The sequence below is a fragment of the Aeromonas sp. s3 genome (assembly GCF_040907805.1).
Lineage (GTDB): Bacteria > Pseudomonadota > Gammaproteobacteria > Enterobacterales > Aeromonadaceae > Aeromonas > Aeromonas dhakensis.
Map to the genome: position 1 here is coordinate 152,627 of NZ_JBFOCQ010000034.1, position 16,707 is coordinate 169,333.

The window sequence follows — 16,707 nt, forward strand, 5'->3', positions numbered from 1 at the left end:
CTTTCGCGTTAACCTTTGCAAGGCCGTGCCGGGCAACGAGTCCCGGCACGACACTTGATCCTCTTACGCGTACAGCGGGTTGACCTTGTCGGCATCGATGCCGTACTTGGCGATGGCCTCGGCCACAACCTGCTTGTCTACCTCGCCGCGCTTGGCCAGTTCGGTCAGGGCAGCAACCACTACGTAGAACTCGTTCACTTCAAAGTGACGACGCAGGTTGGCACGGCTGTCGGAACGGCCGTAACCGTCGGTACCCAGCACGCGGTAGTTTTCGGTCGGCACGAAGGCACGCACCTGATCGGCGAAGGACTTCATGTAGTCGGTCGCGGCGATGGTGGCTTCGCTGCCCAGCACCTGAGCGATGTAGGGGACGCGAGCCTCGGCAGTCGGGTGCAGCATGTTCCAGCGATCCGCGTCCTGACCGTCACGAGCCAGCTCGTTGAAGGAGGTGACGCTGAACACATCGGAACCGATACCGTATTCGCTGGCCAGGATCTGGGCGGCGGTGCGCACGTGACCCAGGATGGAGCCACAACCCAGCAGCTGTACCTTGGCCTTGGTGCCGGCCACGGTTTCCAGCTTGTAGATACCCTTGCGGATGCCTTCCTCGGCGCCTTCCGGCATGGCCGGCATGGCGTAGTTCTCGTTCAGAGTGGTGATGTAGTAGAACACGTTCTCCGGGTTCTCACCGTACATGCGGCGCAGACCGTCCTGTACGATCACCGCTACTTCATAGGCGTAGGACGGGTCGTAGGAGACGCAGTTCGGGATGGTGTTGGCCAGGATGTGGCTGTGACCATCTTCGTGCTGCAGACCTTCGCCGTTCAGGGTAGTACGACCGGAGGTCGCACCCAGCAGGAAGCCACGGGCTTGCTGGTCACCGGCTGCCCACGCCATGTCGCCGATCCGCTGGAAGCCGAACATGGAGTAGTAGATGTAGAACGGGATCATCGGGCAGTCGTTGGTGCTGTAAGAGGTCGCAGCAGCCAGCCAGGAGGACATGGCGCCCAGCTCGTTGATACCGTCTTGCAGAACCTGACCCTGCTTGTCTTCCTTGTAGTAGGAGACGATGTCGCGGTCTTGCGGAGTGTACTGCTGACCGTGCGGGCTGTAGATACCGATCTGGCGGAACAGGCCTTCCATACCGAAGGTACGGGCTTCGTCAGCCAGGATCGGCACGATGCGCTTGCCGATGGACTTGTCTTTCAGCATCACGTTCAGGGAACGCACGAACGCCATGGTGGTGGAGATTTCACGCGCCTGCTCACCCAGCAGCGGACCGAAGGCATCCAGTGCCGGAATTTCCAGCTTGGTGGTGCTCTCGCGCAGACGGGTCGGAACATAACCCTTCAGCGCGGCACGACGGGCGTGCAGGTACTTGTGCTCTTCGGTACCCTCTTCGATCTTCAGGTACGGCAGGTTTTCCAGCTGCTCGTCGGTCACCGGCAGGTTGAAACGATCGCGCAGGTGACGCACGGAGCCCAGATCCATCTTCTTGACCTGGTGAGCGATGTTCTTGCCTTCGGCCGCTTCGCCCATGCCATAGCCCTTGATGGTCTTGGCCAGGATCACGGTCGGCTTGCCCTTGGTCTGTGCGGCTTTGGAGAAAGCGGCAAACAGTTTGCGAGGATCGTGACCACCGCGGTTCAGGGCGAAGATCTCCTCGTCGGTCATGTCTTTGACCAGCGCGGCGGTTTCCGGGTAACGGTTGAAGAAGTGCTCGCGCACGTAGCCGCCATCGCGGGACTTCATGGTCTGGTAGTCACCATCCACGGTCTCGTTCATCAGCTGGATCAGCTTGCCGGAAGTGTCTTTCTTCAGCAGCTCATCCCACTTGCGACCCCAGATAACCTTGGTGACGTCCCAGCCGGCGCCGGCGAACAGGCCTTCCAGCTCGTTGATAACCTTGCCGTTGCCGACAACCGGGCCATCCAGACGCTGCAGGTTGCAGTTGACCACGAACACCAGGTTGTCGAGCTTTTCACGCACGGCAACGGTCAGGGCGCCCTTGGCTTCCGGCTCGTCCATCTCGCCGTCACCCAGGAAGGCGTAAACGGTCTGCTCGGAGCAATCCTTGATGCCACGGTCGGTCAGGTACTTCAGGAAGCGGGCCTGATAGATGGCGGCGATGGGGCCCAGACCCATGGAGACGGTCGGGAACTGCCAGAATTCCGGCATCAGTTTCGGGTGCGGGTAGGAAGGGATACCCTTGCCATCCACTTCCTGACGGAAGTTGTCCAGCTGCTCTTCGGTCAGGCGACCTTCGGCAAATGCACGGGCGTAGATGCCCGGGGAGATGTGACCCTGGAAGTAAACCAGGTCGCCACCGTCCTTCTCGTTGCGGGCACGGAAGAAGTGGTTGTAGCAGACTTCGTAGATGGTCGCGGAAGAGGCGAAGGAAGACATGTGACCACCCAGGTCCAGGTCTTTCTTGGAGGCGCGCAGCACGATCATCATGGCGTTCCAGCGGATGATGGCGCGAATGCGACGCTCCATCTCCAGGTCGCCCGGGTAAGCCGGCTCGTCGCTGGACGGGATGGTGTTGATGTAGTCGCGATTTGCCTTGGCAGCCACGTCCACACCGCTTGCGCGGGCTTTCTCGGCCAACTGTTCAAGGATGAACTGAGCGCGTTGCGGACCCTCTTCACGCAGCAGGGATTCCAGAGAGGCAAGCCACTCCAGCGTTTCTATCGGGTCCACATCGTTCTTCAGGATATCAGACATGGCTGGTTCCTATTATGTTGTGATTGCACGGCATTGCACGGCGAAGGGCGCAAGCATTCGACAATAAAGCCTTGTGGGATTAGTTTTCCTGCTGACGGATCCGACGCATGGATCGCTGGATCCGGCTGTCTTCCCTCTGCATATCCAACAAGGTGTCCTCGATAAAGGCCAGGTGCTCATGACAAGCTGCCCTGGCCCGCTCCGGAGCCCCCGACAGGATAGCCTCGATCAGATGCGCGCGATGGCGACGGATCTTGGCGACCACTCCCGGACGGCGATTCAGAATTTCGTTATTGCGTAAAATGTTCTGCTCAAGCATGGGGCCCATGGCCCGCAGCAGATGCAACAGCACCACGTTGTGGGACGCCTCGGCCACCGCCAGATAGAACTGGGTGACGGCAGCGGATTCGGCTACCAGCGAGCCTTGCTGGCCAGCCTCCTCGATGGCGGACTGCACCTGACGGATCCGCTCGAAATCGGCTTCCGTTCCCCGCAATGCAGCATAGTAGGCACAGATGCCTTCCAGCGCATGGCGAAACTCCAGCAGGTCGTACTGGGCTTCCGGGTGGGTGCTGAGCAGCTCGAACAGGGGATCGGCGATCCCTTTGCTCAAGGCATTCTGTACGTAAGTGCCGCCGCCCTGACGGCGATACAAGAGTCCTCTTGCCTCGAGGCGCTGGATGGCTTCGCGCAGGGAGGGGCGCGAAACCTGAAACTGGATGGCCAGTTCCCGCTCGGGCGGCAACTTCTGGCCCGGCTGCAAACTGCCTTCCAGAATCATCTGTTCCAGCTCGGCGACAATGGCGTCGGCCAACTTGGGTTGAGTAATCTTGAGATAGGGCATGAGGCTGCTTTGTTAAATTGGTATTACCAATTTCATGAATGGGGCGAAAATTAGCAGAGGGCATGGGAAAAGTCCACCCAAAAGATGATCTGAATCAAGAATCAACCTTGCCACTTAAGGGGTAAATAGAGGGATTTATGATTTGGCTCATAGAAATTGGTCAGACCAATATTTTTGACATGGCTCACAGGCAACATTTGATCAACAGCGAATAAAAATGGCCTGCCATATAGGCAAGCCATTGTTTTAAAAACACAAACTTATTTTTATAATATTTACTTAAAGTTGAGTGCCTGGCGATATCGCTGCCATTCGAAACTCTCACCCGGATCCGTCTTGCGCCCCGGCGCTATGTCGCAATGGCCGACGATGCGATCCGCCGTGATGGCGGGATAATGACTCGACAAGGTTCGACTGAGCCCAACCAATACCTCATACTGTGCGTCCGTGTAGGGCAGTTCGTCGGTCCCTTCCAGCTCGATGCCGATAGAGAAGTCGTTGCACGCCTCCCTCCCCTGCCAGCTCGAGACCCCGGCATGCCAGGCTCTGGCACCAAACGGCACATACTGCACCAGTTCACCATCGCGCCGGATCAGACAGTGCGCCGAAACCCGCAGTTGATGAATGTCGGCAAAGTAGGGATGAGCCGCGGGATCCAACCTGCCCATAAAGAGATCGTCGATGAAGGGGCCGCCGAACTCGCCTGGCGGCAGGCTGATGCCATGCACTACCAGCAGGGAGATGTCGCTCGGGCTGGCCCGCTCGTTGTGGTGGGGAGAAGGCACCTGGCGAGCCTCCCGGCACCAGCCGGCGGCGTCGATGGAAAACATGGGGTCAGGATGGGTCATCGGCTACTCGATACGAGTTGAGGGGAAAAGCGCGATCCGGGCCGGCATCTTGTCACCAAGCCGCTGAATCAGTGGAAAATTGTGTGTTAGGCTGGGTCATCTTTGGCTCGATATGGATGAGGTATGCAGCAAACGGCGCGCTGGTTCTGGCTACTGGCCTGGCTCTCTTTGATGGGCCTGCTGACCCTCTACTTCCACTCCCGCACCCAACCGAGCGTCACCGCCAGCGGCGAACTCCTGCTGAGGGCCGACCAGAGCGGCCACTATCGACTGGAGGGTGCCATCAACGGCCAGCCGGTGCAACTGCTGCTCGATACCGGCGCAACGCGCATCACAGTGCCACAACGGGTCGCCGAGCGGCTCGGCCTGACCGCCCACGGCAGCAGCCAGGTGAATACGGCAGCCGGCTTTATCCGGGTCGGCAACGGCACCATCGAAACGCTGGCGATGGGACCATTGACCTTGTACGATCTGGCCATCTTTATCAACCCGGCGACGGCTGGCGACGAGGTGCTGGTAGGCATGAATGCCCTCGGCCGGCTGGAGCTGGTTCAAAAGGAGCGGCAGTTGCTGCTCAGACCTTTGCAGGAATAAAGGCATGCTACAACAGGACATCCGTCGCGCCGTGCGCGCCGCACTACTCGAAGATTTGGGCGACGCCCTCACCGCGCTGGACCAACCGGATGCCAGCGCCGATATCACGGCCCAGCTGATCCCGGCGGATCGCATCTCGACGGCCCGCGTCATCACCCGCGAAGCCGGCGTCTTCTGTGGCCAACCCTGGGTAGACGAGGTATTCACCCAGCTTGGCGGCGATGTGCAAGTGGAGTGGCTGGTGCAGGATGGTGAAGTGCTCACCCCCAATCAGGAGCTGTTTCGTCTGCACGGCCCGGCTCGCACCCTGCTGACCGGCGAGCGCAATGCGCTGAACTTCGTGCAGACCCTCTCCGGCGTCGCCACCCTCACCGCTCGCTACGTGGCCGAGCTGGCAGGCACAGATTGCCGCCTGCTCGACACCCGCAAGACCCTGCCCGGCCTTCGCAGCGCCCAGAAGTATGCGGTCACCTGCGGCGGTGGCAAGAATCACCGCATCGGCCTCTATGACGCCTATCTCATCAAGGAGAACCATATTCTCGCCTGTGGTGGCATAGCGCAGGCCATTGCCGAGGCTCGCCGGCTCAATCCGGGCAAACCGGTGGAAGTCGAGGTCGAATCCCTGGCCGAGCTGGCACAGGCGCTGGCAGCCCAGGCAGACATAGTAATGCTGGACAACTTCGACGTGCCCATGATGCGCGAGGCCGTTGCACTCAATCAGGGGCGGGCCAAGCTGGAAGTGTCCGGCAACGTCACGCTGGACACCCTGGCCGAATATGCGGCTACCGGTGTCGACTTCATTTCGGTCGGTGCCCTGACCAAACATGTGCGGGCCCTTGATCTCTCGATGCGTTTTATCTAGCCGAAGGGCGTTCACCATGCCCCGTCGGGCCGGTGACATATAACAAGATGAAGGACTTGCAAAAGGCGCCATGGGCGCCTTTTCTTTAAGGCAGGATCCCTCGGCAAAGGAGTGTGAGATGGACCCATCCCCGCCAGCTAAAAAGAGTCGATAGGGGCTCTTTACTCATGATTTATATCAAATTTTCCGCAAATGACAAAAAGACCATTAACAAAAACCCCGACCTCTGTTGCCAAGTCGGACAGCTCGGATAAGATACTGACGTGTGGATAGTTTTCCACCGGCACTTCCCAGGAACCAAGGACAAAAAGGATATTTGAAATGAAGAAACAATCAGGCTTTACCCTTATCGAATTGATGATCGTGGTCGCGATCGTCGCCATCTTGGCCGCCATTGCGCTGCCGGCGTATCAAACGTACACCCAAAAGGCGAGATTCTCGGAGGTCGTTGCTGCAACCGGTTCATTCAAGACAGCCATTGAGCTATGCGCGCAATCCACCGCCGCCCCTGATGGAGTGCTTTCGACTTGTGACGCAGGCACCAATGGTGTTCCCGCCAACATTGCTGCGGCTAATGGTAACGTGGCATCTGTATCCGTCGATGCGGCCACCAATGCCATCACGGCGACCGCTGTGGGTGCAGCCGGAGCTCCGGTAAACGGCTTGACCGGTGAAACTTATATCATTGTTCCGACCGTGCTCACCGGTAAAGTAACCTGGGCAGCCAACCCTGCCGGCAACGTTGGAACATGCGTCGCGGCAGGGATTTGCTGAATTAGCATGACCTCTAGCCCCAATAGCGGCCTGGCGTTAAGCCTGGCCGCTTCTTCCCTGCTCAGTGAGTCCGACTCACAGCGCTATCTGAGCCAGGCCAAGGCGCAGCGCAAACCCTTTGTGACTTTTCTGATCGAGAACGAGATCCTCGACAGCAAGGCGCTGGCTGACTTCTGCGAGCTGGAGTATGGGGTACCTCTGCTGGATCTTGCCGCCTTCGACCTGGCCGAGATCCCGCAGAAGTACCTCAATCAGAAGCTGATTGAGAAACACCATGTGCTGCCCATCTACACCCAGGGCCACACCCTCTATATCGCCATGTCCGACCCGACCAATGTGTCAGCACTGGAGGATTTTGGCTTCAGTTTCGGGCTGCACACCGAGGCCCTGCTGGTCGAAGAGAACAAGCTGACCGCCGCCATCAGCAAGCTGATGGAGAACGATCAGGACGCCCTCGGCATGGAGGACATCGACGAATCCGAGATCTCCGAGCTGGAGGTGTCTGACGAGGGGTCACGACTCGACGAGAGCGTCAACACGGCGGACGATGACGCCCCCATCGTCAAATACATCAACAAAATCATGATGGATGCCATCAAACGTGGTGCATCCGACCTCCACTTCGAGCCCTATGAGACCAAGTACCGTATTCGCTTTCGGATAGACGGGATCCTGCATGAGGTAGCAACGCCGCCGGTCAATCTGGCCAACCGCTTCTCGGCCCGCCTCAAGGTGATGGCGCGCCTAGACATCGCCGAACGGCGGCTGCCCCAGGATGGCCGCATCAAATTGAAGATGTCGCGCAACAAGTCGATGGACATGCGGGTCAACACCCTGCCCACCATGTGGGGCGAGAAGATCGTTATCCGTCTGCTCGACTCTTCCGCTGCGCGCCTCAATATCGAGCAGCTCGGCTTTGACGATCGGCAGAAGGCACAATATCTGCGCGCGCTCTCGAAGCCTCAGGGCATGATCCTGGTGACCGGCCCGACCGGTTCGGGCAAGACGGTGTCGCTCTACACCGGCCTGAACATTCTCAACACCACAGAAGTGAATATTTCAACCGCCGAAGACCCGGTGGAGATCAACCTGCCTGGGGTCAATCAGGTACAGGTCAACCCCAAGGCCGGGCTGACCTTCGCCAGTGCCCTGCGCTCCTTCCTGCGCCAGGATCCCGACGTAGTGATGGTCGGGGAAATACGGGATCTTGAAACCGCCGAGATCGCCATCAAGGCGGCACAAACCGGCCACCTGGTGCTCTCCACATTGCACACCAACTCGGCGGCCGAAACACTGACCCGGATGATGAACATGGGGGTACCCGCCTTCAACATCGCCTCCTCGGTTACCCTGATCATGGCCCAGCGACTGGCACGCAAGCTGTGTGACCACTGCAAGGCCCCCGAAGTGGTGCCGGAGGCTGAACTGTTGGAGTTGGGGTTCACCCAACAGCAGCTGGCAGCAGGCTTGCGGCTGTTCAAGCCGGTTGGTTGCAAGGAGTGTTCGGGCGGCTACAAGGGGCGGGTCGGCATCTACGAAATCCTGTTGATGTCCGAAAATATTGCAAAATTGATCATGCAGGGAGCCAACTCCATGCAAATTGCGGCCATTGCCCAGAAGGAGGGCATGCGCACCTTGCGGACCTCCGGTCTTGAGAAGGCCCGGCTGGGGGTGACCAGCCTGGCCGAGATAAACCGGGTAACAACCAACTGACAGAGTCTATCGCTCAGCCGATTCATCCAGGTGCCGCCGGCCCTGGCGATTTCCATCAGGCCGAGGCGGCTTGTCTTAGCGACGAGCAAGCCGGGCCCCATTGCAGGACGCAGTGATGGCAACGCTAACCCAGAAACAGAATGCCCCCAAGAAAGTCTTCGCCTTTCGCTGGAGCGGGGTGAACCGCAAGGGCCAGAAGGTCTCCGGCGAGCTGCAGGCCGACAGCATCAACACGGTCAAGGCCGAGCTGCGCAAGCAGGGCGTCAACGTCACCAAGGTGAGCAAGAAGAGCCAGGGGCTCTTCTCCAAGGGCGGCGCCAAGATAAAGCCGATGGATATTGCCGTCGTCTCCCGTCAGATCACCACCATGCTGTCGGCCGGCGTACCTCTGGTCCAGAGCCTGCAGATCATCGCCCGCAGCCACGAGAAGGCGGCCATGCGCGAGCTGATGGGCCAGATAGCCGCCGATGTGGAGACCGGCACCCCCATGTCCGAGGCGCTGCGCCGCCATCCCCGCCACTTCGATGATCTCTATTGCGACCTGGTCGAGGCGGGCGAGCAGTCCGGCGCCCTGGAAACCATCTACGACCGCATCGCGACTTATCGCGAAAAGTCCGAAGCGCTCAAATCCAAGATCAAGAAGGCCATGTTCTACCCCACCATGGTCATCCTGGTGGCCATTGTCGTCACCTCCATTCTGCTGCTGTTCGTCATTCCGCAGTTTGAGGACATCTTCAAGAGTTTCGGCGCCGAACTGCCTGCCTTTACCCAGTTCGTCATCGGCATCTCCCGCTTCATGCAGAACTGGTGGTATATGATCTTTGGCGGGGTTGCACTCGCCATCTTCCTCTACGTGCGAGCCTGGCGTGCCTCGCAGAAAGTCAGAGACAACACCGACAAGTTCATTCTGACCATCCCGGTGGTCGGCATGATATTGCACAAGGCCGCCATGGCCCGCTTCGCCCGCACCCTCTCCACTACCTTTTCTGCCGGTATCCCGCTGGTGGATGCCCTGATCTCCGCCGCAGGCGCCTCCGGCAACTATGTCTATCGCACCGCCGTCATGGCCATTCGCAACGAGGTGGTGGCAGGCATGCAGATCAACGTGGCCATGCGCACCGTCGATCTCTTCCCCGACATGGTGATCCAGATGGTGATGATTGGCGAGGAGTCAGGCGCCATCGATGATATGCTCTCCAAGGTCGCCACCATCTTCGAGCAGGAGGTGGACGATCTGGTCGACGGCCTCACCAGCCTGCTGGAACCTCTCATCATGGTGGTGCTGGGAGTACTGGTCGGCGGCATGGTGGTTGCCATGTACCTGCCCATCTTCAAACTGGGGTCGGTCATCCACTGACCCCCAACCAATCCGGAACCCGATGTTGCTGATCACTGACGTTTTTCACAGCCTGCCCTGGCTCTATTTTTCGCTAGTATTCCTCTTCTCTCTGATGATCGGAAGTTTTCTCAACGTGGTGATCCATCGCCTGCCCATCATGCTGGAACGGGAGTGGCAGGCCGAATACCTCAGCTATTTCAACCCAGAGACACAACTGCAGCAGGAGGAACGCTACAACCTGATGGTGCCACGTTCCGCCTGCCCCCATTGCGGCCACGCCATCACGGCCATGGAGAATATCCCCCTGCTCAGCTGGCTCTGGCTCAAGGGTCGCTGTCGTGAGTGTCAGGCCCCCATCTCGGCCCGTTATCCGCTGGTGGAGCTGTTGACCGCCCTGCTCTCGCTGGTCGTCGCCGCAACATTTCCACCGGGCTGGGGCTTGCTGGCCGCCCTGCTGCTCACCTGGGTGCTGGTGGCGCTCACTTTCATCGATCTGGACAAGATGCTGTTGCCGGATCAGCTGACCCTGCCACTGCTGTGGGGTGGCCTGCTGTTCAATCTGGCAGGGGGATTCGTTCCGCTGGCCGATGCGGTGATCGGTGCCATGGCGGGCTATCTGGTGCTCTGGAGTCTCTACTGGGCCTTCAAGCTGCTGACCGGCAAGGAAGGGATGGGCTACGGCGACTTCAAGCTGCTGGCGGCGCTGGGGGCCTGGCTGGGCTGGCAGGCCCTGCCCATCGTATTGCTGCTCTCCTCCCTGGTCGGCGCCATCATAGGGATCAGTCTCATCCTGCTGCGCAACCACCATCAGAACAAACCCATCCCCTTCGGCCCCTACCTGGCCATCGCCGGCTGGATCGCGCTGCTGTGGGGCGATACCATCACCCGCTGGTATCTCACGACGTTTCTCTGATCAAAGGCAGTACTGACCCATGTATGTAGTCGCAATTACTGGCGGGATTGGCAGCGGCAAGACCACGGTTGCCAATCAGTTTGCCGAGCTGGGCATCGAGGTGGTGGATGCGGACATCATCGCCCGCGAGGTAGTGGAACCCGGCACCCCGGCCCTGGCGGCCATCGCCACCCATTTTGGCGCAGACGTCATCGCCCCCGATGGCCGGCTCGATCGCCGCCAGCTGCGTGAGCGGGCCTTCACTGACCCGCAGGCCAAGGGCTGGCTCAACGCCCTGCTCCATCCCCTCATTCGCAGCGAGATGCAGCGCCAGTGCGCGGCCGCGCGCTCCCCCTATTGCCTGCTGGTGGTGCCCCTGCTGGTGGAAAACCGGCTCACCGCACTGGCCAACCGGGTACTGGTGATCGACGTGGACGAAGTGACCCAGATTGAGCGCACCTGTCGCCGGGACGGCGTGAGCCGGGAGCAGGCTGAGGCCATCCTGGCCGCCCAGGCGAGCCGGACCGAGCGGCTGGCGGCAGCCGACGATGTGCTGGACAACCGGAACGGCACGCCCGAGGCAATAAAGAGCCGAATTTTCGCGCTGCACGAGACATATCTGGCATTTGCCTCTCAACAAGCCCGCCAACTGTGAGTACACTAGGCCGGTTTATGGCTGGCTAGGATTAGGCATGATTTACGATTTTCCCCTCAATGAAAAAAGCCGGACCTATCTTCGTCTGGAGTCCCTGTTTTCCCAGATCCGCGACAATCTGGAGAGCGACCAGCCCTGGGCACACATCGCCTTTTTCAAGGGCCTGTTCGACCTGCAGGAGTTGCTGGAGCGCGGTGACCTGCGCGCCGATCTCATCAAGGATCTGGAGCGCCTCAGCCAGCGCCTGAGCCACTGGGCCAGTCTGCCAGACGTCGACCTGGAGCAGATCAACCTGATGCAGCAGGAGAGCACCCAGCTCTCCCGCAACCTGCTGAGTGCACCGCGTCCCGGTGCCCGCCTGAAAGAGGACCGGCTGCTTGGCTCCATCCGCCAGCGCTTCTCCATCCCGGGCGGGCTCTGTGCCTTCGACGTGCCGCAACTGCACCACTGGCTGGCCACCCCGGCCATCACGCGCCATCAGCAGATGCAGCTGTGGCTGAGCGACATCAACCTGTTGATGAACGCCATCTCCCTGCTGCTGCGCCTGTGGCGTGAATCCGGCAACTTCAGCGAACAGGTGGCCGTCAACGGCTTCTTCCAGGATACCGCCGAGAGTGCCGAGCTGATCCGCATTCGCCTGAGCGGCACCCAGCAGTGCTACCCGACCCTGAGCGGCCACAAGAACCGGTTTGCCCTGCGCTTTTTGCCCACTGCGGAGCAGCAGATCGGTGACGTGTCCTTCCAGCTGGCCTGCTGCTAAGGAGCATCCATGGTGACCAAGGTAAAGTGCCCGACCTGCCAGACCGAGCTGGAATGGGGCCCGCAGAGCCCGTTTCGCCCGTTCTGCAGCAAGCGTTGCCAGCTGATCGATCTCGGCGAGTGGGCCGACGAGCAGAAGTGCATCCCGGGTGAAGTGGATCCCGAGCTGCTGCCCTACCCCGAAGAGGGGGAGCAGTGGCAGTAAGCCAGCAAGCAAAAAGGGCCGATACGGCCCTTTTTATTTTGGTATGCACTGCGGCTCATATCAGCCCTGTGCGGTCAGCGATGCCTGCAGGCGCGTCACGATCGGACCATTGGCGTCGGGGAAATGGTACTCGTGCAGCGAGGCCAGCGGCACCCAGCGACACTCCTGCCCCTCCTTGCCAAACGGCTCGCCACTGAAGCGGGTCACCTTCCAGATATCCAGCAGTACCTGCTTGTCCGGGTAGTCGTGATGCAGCTCCATGAAGGGAGCGCAATCCTGCACCCGGATCCCGATCTCTTCCCACAGCTCCCTGTCCAGCGCGGTGAGCAGATCCTCTCCGGCTTCCACCTTGCCGCCAGGGAATTCCCAGCGATCCCCCTGATGACGATCGGCGGAGCGTCTGGCGATGAAGATGTCGCCCCGTTCGTTCTCGATGACGCCGACCGCCACCCAGATCCGTTTCTTCTGTTCCATCATTGTCCTCAGCGTAAACATGGCAAACGGGCAATCCAGGGTGCCAGCCGGCGGGCCTGCAACTCCCCTTGTGCCGTAAAGATATCCTGCCCTACATGCTCGCTCCCGTCCGGGGCGGGCTGCGGCCAGAGGGTGGCGCCAGACGGCGTGAAGCAGCGGTCATGCACCAGACAGCTCGACGAGAGATAACCCCAGAGCCGGTCGCGCAAAAACCACTGGTCGATATTCGGCGTCTCCATGACGTCTGGCTGATAGGCTTCGAGCAGGGGCGCCAGTGGTGGCAACACACCGGCCACCCCACCCCACATGCCCGCCAGCACCAGATCGGTATGACTCCACCAGTCGCGCATGATATGAAACCAGCGCGTCGATGCAAGCCACTCCTGTACCGCCAGCCGCTCGCGCACACCCGGTAGCGAATCCACATCCCGCACCAGAAAGCGTCCCACCCGCGGATCGTTGGCCACCTGGAAGCGCCAGCAGAGGCGCTGACGCAAAGATTGACCGGCGGGTTGCAGCAACAGCTCGGCCCCCAGTTCGCGCAGCGCAGCGAGCAGCTCGGCAGGCACGCTCTCATCCACGTAGAAACGCACCCGCCAGCCTGGATAGAGATAGGCGGCCGCCAGCACATTGTCGATGGCGCCCCGCAGGTAGCGAGGGGCACTACCCCACAGCGAGAAGGCGATGACATCCGGCTTGTCTGCCGACAGCCAAGCCGGCGGTGCGACTGCCGGCAGAGTCCAGTCTGACGGCGCCTTGTCGCTCACCCGTGCCTTTAGCTCCAGCGAGCGAGTTCCCGCCAGGGCTGCCTCGGCGTGGCGCTCCAGCTTGGCCAGCGAGGCGCAGAGGGCATCCAGCGCATGGAAGTCGTCGGGGAGACGCTGCAACAGGGTCTGCAGCCGCGCCACCGCCTGTTCGTATTGACCGGACCGTGACAGACAAGAGCAGAGGTTGCGCAGCACCTCGTCGTTGCCAGGTTCGGCCTTGTGAGCCATCTCCAATACCTGGGCCGCCGACGCCGGGTCACCGCACAAAAAGAGGTAATAGGCAAACTGCAGCTGCAGAGCCACCGGCTTGACCGCGCTGGCATTGAGCCTCGCCAGCAGTTGCTGGATGGCAACCTGACGCTGGCCGGCCAGCCAGCTGGTGTGGGCCGCGGCATCCCAGCCCATCGGCATCTTGCTCATGACGCTTCTCCTCCCTTGCCAGAAATGAATGCACCGCCCGGAGGCGGTGCATCATGGTCATGGCGCTATCAGGTCAACTGACCGTGGCAGTGCTTGTATTTCTTGCCGGAGCCACAGGGGCAGGGATCGTTGCGCCCCACCTTCTGCTCGTCCCGCACGAAGGTGACCGGGCCCGCTTCGGCCTGCTCTTCATCGGCCAGCTGATTGTCGGCCGTCGCGTGGGTGTAGGTACGGGGAGCGGCTTCGGCCTGCTGGCGCTGCTGCTCTTCCATTGCCTCCACGTCGCGCTCCTGCACCTGTACCCGGCTCAGGATGCTGACCACGTCGCGCTTGAGGGTCTCCAGCATCTGGGTGAACAGATCGAAGGACTCGCGCTTGTACTCCTGCTTGGGGTTCTTCTGGGCGTAACCGCGCAGATGGATGCCCTGACGCAGGTGATCCATGGCCGCCAGATGCTCTTTCCACAGGCCGTCCAGGGTCTGCAACATGACCGCCTTCTCGAAGTTGCGCAGCACCTCTTTACCAACCAGCTCTTCCTTGTGGGCATAGAGCTTGGTGGCTTCATCCAGGATGCGCTCGCGCAGCTTCTCTTCATACAGCTTGTCGTCTTCCGCCAGCCACTGCTGCAGCGGCAGATCGAGGGCGAAGTCGGACTTCAGGCGGGCTTCCAGACCCGGCACGTCCCACATCTCTTCCAGAGACTGGGGCGGGATGTACTCGTCGATGATGGCGCCATAGACGTCGTCACGGATGACGTGGATGGTCTCGGAGATGTCGCTGGTGTCCAGCAGCTCGTTGCGCTGCTCGTAGACCACCTTGCGCTGGTCGTTGGCCACGTCGTCAAACTCCAGCAGGCTCTTGCGGATGTCGAAGTTGCGACCTTCCACCTTGCGCTGGGCGTTCTCGATGGCCTTGGTCACCCAGGGGTGCTCGATGGCTTCACCCTCTTCCATGCCCAGCTTCTTCATCATGCCGGTCACGCGATCGGAGGCGAAGATCCGCATCAGGGTATCTTCCATGGAGAGGTAGAAGCGGGAGGAGCCCGGGTCACCCTGACGACCGGAACGGCCGCGCAGCTGGTTGTCGATACGACGGGACTCGTGACGCTCGGTACCGATAATGTGCAGACCACCGGCGGCCAGCACCGCATCGTGGCGCACCTGCCAGGCGGCCTTCAATTCGGCGATCTGCTCCTCGCTCGGGTTCTCCAACTGGGCGATTTCCGCTTGCCAGTTGCCACCCAGCACTATGTCAGTACCACGACCAGCCATGTTGGTGGCGATGGTGACGGCACCGGTCTGGCCGGCCTGGGCAACGATCTCCGCCTCCATGGCGTGGAACTTGGCGTTCAACACCTTGTGCGGGATCTTCTCCTTGGTCAGGATGCCGGAGAGCAGCTCGGAGTTCTCGATGGAGACGGTACCGACCAGCACTGGCTGGCCGCGTTCGACGCAACCGCGGATGTCTTCGATGATGGCGGCATACTTCTCGTTGGCGGTCAGGTAGACCAGATCGCCCATGTCCTTGCGCACCATCGGCTTGTTGGTCGGGATAACCACGGTATCCAGGCCATAAATCTGCTGGAATTCAAAGGCTTCGGTATCGGCTGTACCCGTCATGCCCGCCAGTTTGTCGTACAGACGGAAGTAGTTCTGGAAGGTGATGGAGGCCAGCGTCTGGTTCTCGTTCTGGATCTTGACCCCTTCCTTCGCCTCGACCGCCTGGTGCAGACCGTCGGACCAGCGACGACCCGGCATGGTACGGCCGGTGTGCTCGTCGACGATGACGATCTCGTCCTTCTGGACTATGTAGTCGACGTTGCGTTCAAACAGGGTGTGCGCGCGCAGGCCGGCGTTGACGTGGTGCAGCAGGCTGATGTTGGTGGCGGAGAACAGGGAGTCGTCTTCGGCCAGCAGCCCCTCTTTCTTGAGCAGCTCTTCCACGAAGATCTGGCCGTTTTCGGTCAGCAGCGCCTGGCGGTTCTTCTCGTCCACCGTGTAGTGGCCGTCGCCGGTGTACTCTTCGGAATCTTCCTTGTCCTGCTTGACCAGCAGCGGGATCAGCTTGTTGACGCGGATGTAGAGCTCGGAACTGTCTTCGGCCGGGCCTGAGATGATGAGCGGGGTCCGGGCTTCATCGATGAGCACCGAGTCCACCTCATCCACCAGCGCGTAGTTGAGCGGACGCTGCACGCGCTGCTCGGGCGAGAACGCCATGTTGTCGCGCAGATAGTCGAAACCGAATTCGTTGTTGGTACCGTAGGTGATGTCGGCGGCGTAGGCGTCACGCTTCTGGGACGCATCCATGCCGGGCACGTTGCAGTCTACGGTCATGCCGAGGAAAGCAAACAGCGGGCGGTTCGCCTCGGCGTCACGCTTGGCCAGATAGTCGTTCACCGTCACCACGTGCACGCCGCGGCCGCTCAGGGCATTCAGGTAGGCCGGCAGGGTGGCGGTGAGGGTCTTACCTTCACCCGTTTTCATTTCGGCGATGCGGTTGGAGTTCAGCACCATGCCGCCGATCAGCTGCACGTCGAAGTGACGCATGCCGAACACCCGACGGGAGGCTTCACGCACGGTGGCAAAGGCCTCCGGCAGTAGCTGCTCCAGCGTCTCACCCTGCTCCAGACGCTGACGATATTCGGCCGTCTTGGCCTGCAGCTGTGCATCGGACAGAGCTTCGAACTGCGGCTCCATCGCGTTGATCTGTTTTACAATTTTACGCAAAGCCTTGAGCGTTCTGTCGTTCCGGCTGCCGATAATCTTGGTAAGCAGTGTGCTAATCATGGGTACCAACTATTTCTGGTTATATAAGCGTTCCGTCACTGGAACCTGGAG

Annotated in this window: 15 protein-coding genes; 9 read left to right on the plus strand and 6 right to left on the minus strand. The window is 60.5% G+C overall.

Annotated features, from left to right (window positions below; all coding sequences use genetic code 11):
• Positions 1 to 63: 63 nt before the first annotated feature.
• The 3 genes from aceE to ampD all read right to left on the minus strand — a co-directional run bounded on the left by aceE (position 64) and on the right by ampD (position 4,416).
• Positions 64 to 2,724 carry a pyruvate dehydrogenase (acetyl-transferring), homodimeric type gene (gene aceE / locus AB5Y98_RS21475; protein WP_005305627.1) on the minus strand — a complete coding sequence of 887 codons (2,661 nt, stop codon included), beginning with the start codon at positions 2,722 to 2,724 and terminating at the stop codon, positions 64 to 66.
• A 79-nt stretch (positions 2,725 to 2,803) separates the two neighbouring features.
• Positions 2,804 to 3,568, minus strand: coding sequence for a pyruvate dehydrogenase complex transcriptional repressor PdhR (gene pdhR, locus AB5Y98_RS21480; protein WP_005305630.1), 765 nt, complete (start codon positions 3,566 to 3,568; stop codon positions 2,804 to 2,806).
• Between the two features lie 275 nt (positions 3,569 to 3,843).
• Positions 3,844 to 4,416, minus strand: a complete 573-nt coding sequence (ampD, locus tag AB5Y98_RS21485) for a 1,6-anhydro-N-acetylmuramyl-L-alanine amidase AmpD (RefSeq protein ID WP_005305633.1) — start codon at positions 4,414 to 4,416, stop codon at positions 3,844 to 3,846.
• Positions 4,417 to 4,539: 123 nt separating this feature from the next.
• On the opposite strand from ampD, the gene AB5Y98_RS21490 reads away from it, so the two are divergent.
• The 9 genes from AB5Y98_RS21490 to yacG all read left to right on the plus strand — a co-directional run bounded on the left by AB5Y98_RS21490 (position 4,540) and on the right by yacG (position 12,209).
• A complete protein-coding gene (locus tag AB5Y98_RS21490) occupies positions 4,540 to 5,010 on the plus strand; it encodes a retropepsin-like aspartic protease (RefSeq protein ID WP_336291145.1) in 471 nt (156 codons plus the stop codon).
• Between the two features lie 4 nt (positions 5,011 to 5,014).
• Positions 5,015 to 5,872, plus strand: a complete 858-nt coding sequence (gene nadC, locus AB5Y98_RS21495) for a carboxylating nicotinate-nucleotide diphosphorylase (RefSeq protein ID WP_017779054.1) — start codon at positions 5,015 to 5,017, stop codon at positions 5,870 to 5,872.
• Positions 5,873 to 6,193: 321 nt separating this feature from the next.
• Positions 6,194 to 6,646, plus strand: coding sequence for a type IVa pilus major pilin TapA (tapA, locus tag AB5Y98_RS21500; RefSeq protein WP_017784974.1), 453 nt, complete (start codon positions 6,194 to 6,196; stop codon positions 6,644 to 6,646).
• 6 nt (positions 6,647 to 6,652) lie between these two features.
• Positions 6,653 to 8,359, plus strand: coding sequence for a PilB family type IVa pilus assembly ATPase TapB (gene tapB, locus AB5Y98_RS21505; protein ID WP_017766420.1), 1,707 nt, complete (start codon positions 6,653 to 6,655; stop codon positions 8,357 to 8,359).
• Positions 8,360 to 8,474: 115 nt separating this feature from the next.
• Positions 8,475 to 9,716 (plus strand): type II secretion system F family protein, encoded by a 1,242-nt coding sequence (locus tag AB5Y98_RS21510; RefSeq protein WP_005305649.1) that lies wholly within the window; start codon positions 8,475 to 8,477, stop codon positions 9,714 to 9,716.
• 22 nt (positions 9,717 to 9,738) lie between these two features.
• On the plus strand, positions 9,739 to 10,611 hold the full coding sequence (locus AB5Y98_RS21515) for an A24 family peptidase (RefSeq protein WP_201889602.1): 873 nt from the start codon (positions 9,739 to 9,741) through the stop codon (positions 10,609 to 10,611).
• A gap of 19 nt (positions 10,612 to 10,630) precedes the next feature.
• The gene (gene coaE, locus AB5Y98_RS21520) at positions 10,631 to 11,245 is read left to right on the plus strand and encodes a dephospho-CoA kinase (RefSeq protein ID WP_368232903.1); all 615 of its coding nucleotides are present in this window, start codon (positions 10,631 to 10,633) and stop codon (positions 11,243 to 11,245) included.
• Positions 11,246 to 11,282: 37 nt separating this feature from the next.
• Positions 11,283 to 12,005 (plus strand): cell division protein ZapD, encoded by a 723-nt coding sequence (zapD, locus tag AB5Y98_RS21525; RefSeq protein ID WP_005305658.1) that lies wholly within the window; start codon positions 11,283 to 11,285, stop codon positions 12,003 to 12,005.
• A gap of 9 nt (positions 12,006 to 12,014) precedes the next feature.
• The gene (gene yacG / locus AB5Y98_RS21530) at positions 12,015 to 12,209 is read left to right on the plus strand and encodes a DNA gyrase inhibitor YacG (protein WP_017782442.1); all 195 of its coding nucleotides are present in this window, start codon (positions 12,015 to 12,017) and stop codon (positions 12,207 to 12,209) included.
• A 60-nt stretch (positions 12,210 to 12,269) separates the two neighbouring features.
• Here the strand turns inward: yacG and mutT are convergent, their stop codons facing one another.
• The 3 genes from mutT to secA all read right to left on the minus strand — a co-directional run bounded on the left by mutT (position 12,270) and on the right by secA (position 16,656).
• Positions 12,270 to 12,683 carry an 8-oxo-dGTP diphosphatase MutT gene (gene mutT, locus AB5Y98_RS21535; protein WP_368232905.1) on the minus strand — a complete coding sequence of 138 codons (414 nt, stop codon included), beginning with the start codon at positions 12,681 to 12,683 and terminating at the stop codon, positions 12,270 to 12,272.
• A gap of 8 nt (positions 12,684 to 12,691) precedes the next feature.
• A complete protein-coding gene (locus AB5Y98_RS21540; RefSeq protein WP_368232907.1) occupies positions 12,692 to 13,870 on the minus strand; it encodes a tetratricopeptide repeat protein in 1,179 nt (392 codons plus the stop codon).
• A gap of 68 nt (positions 13,871 to 13,938) precedes the next feature.
• Positions 13,939 to 16,656, minus strand: coding sequence for a preprotein translocase subunit SecA (gene secA / locus AB5Y98_RS21545; RefSeq protein WP_010635954.1), 2,718 nt, complete (start codon positions 16,654 to 16,656; stop codon positions 13,939 to 13,941).
• Between the last annotated feature and the right edge of the window lie 51 nt (positions 16,657 to 16,707).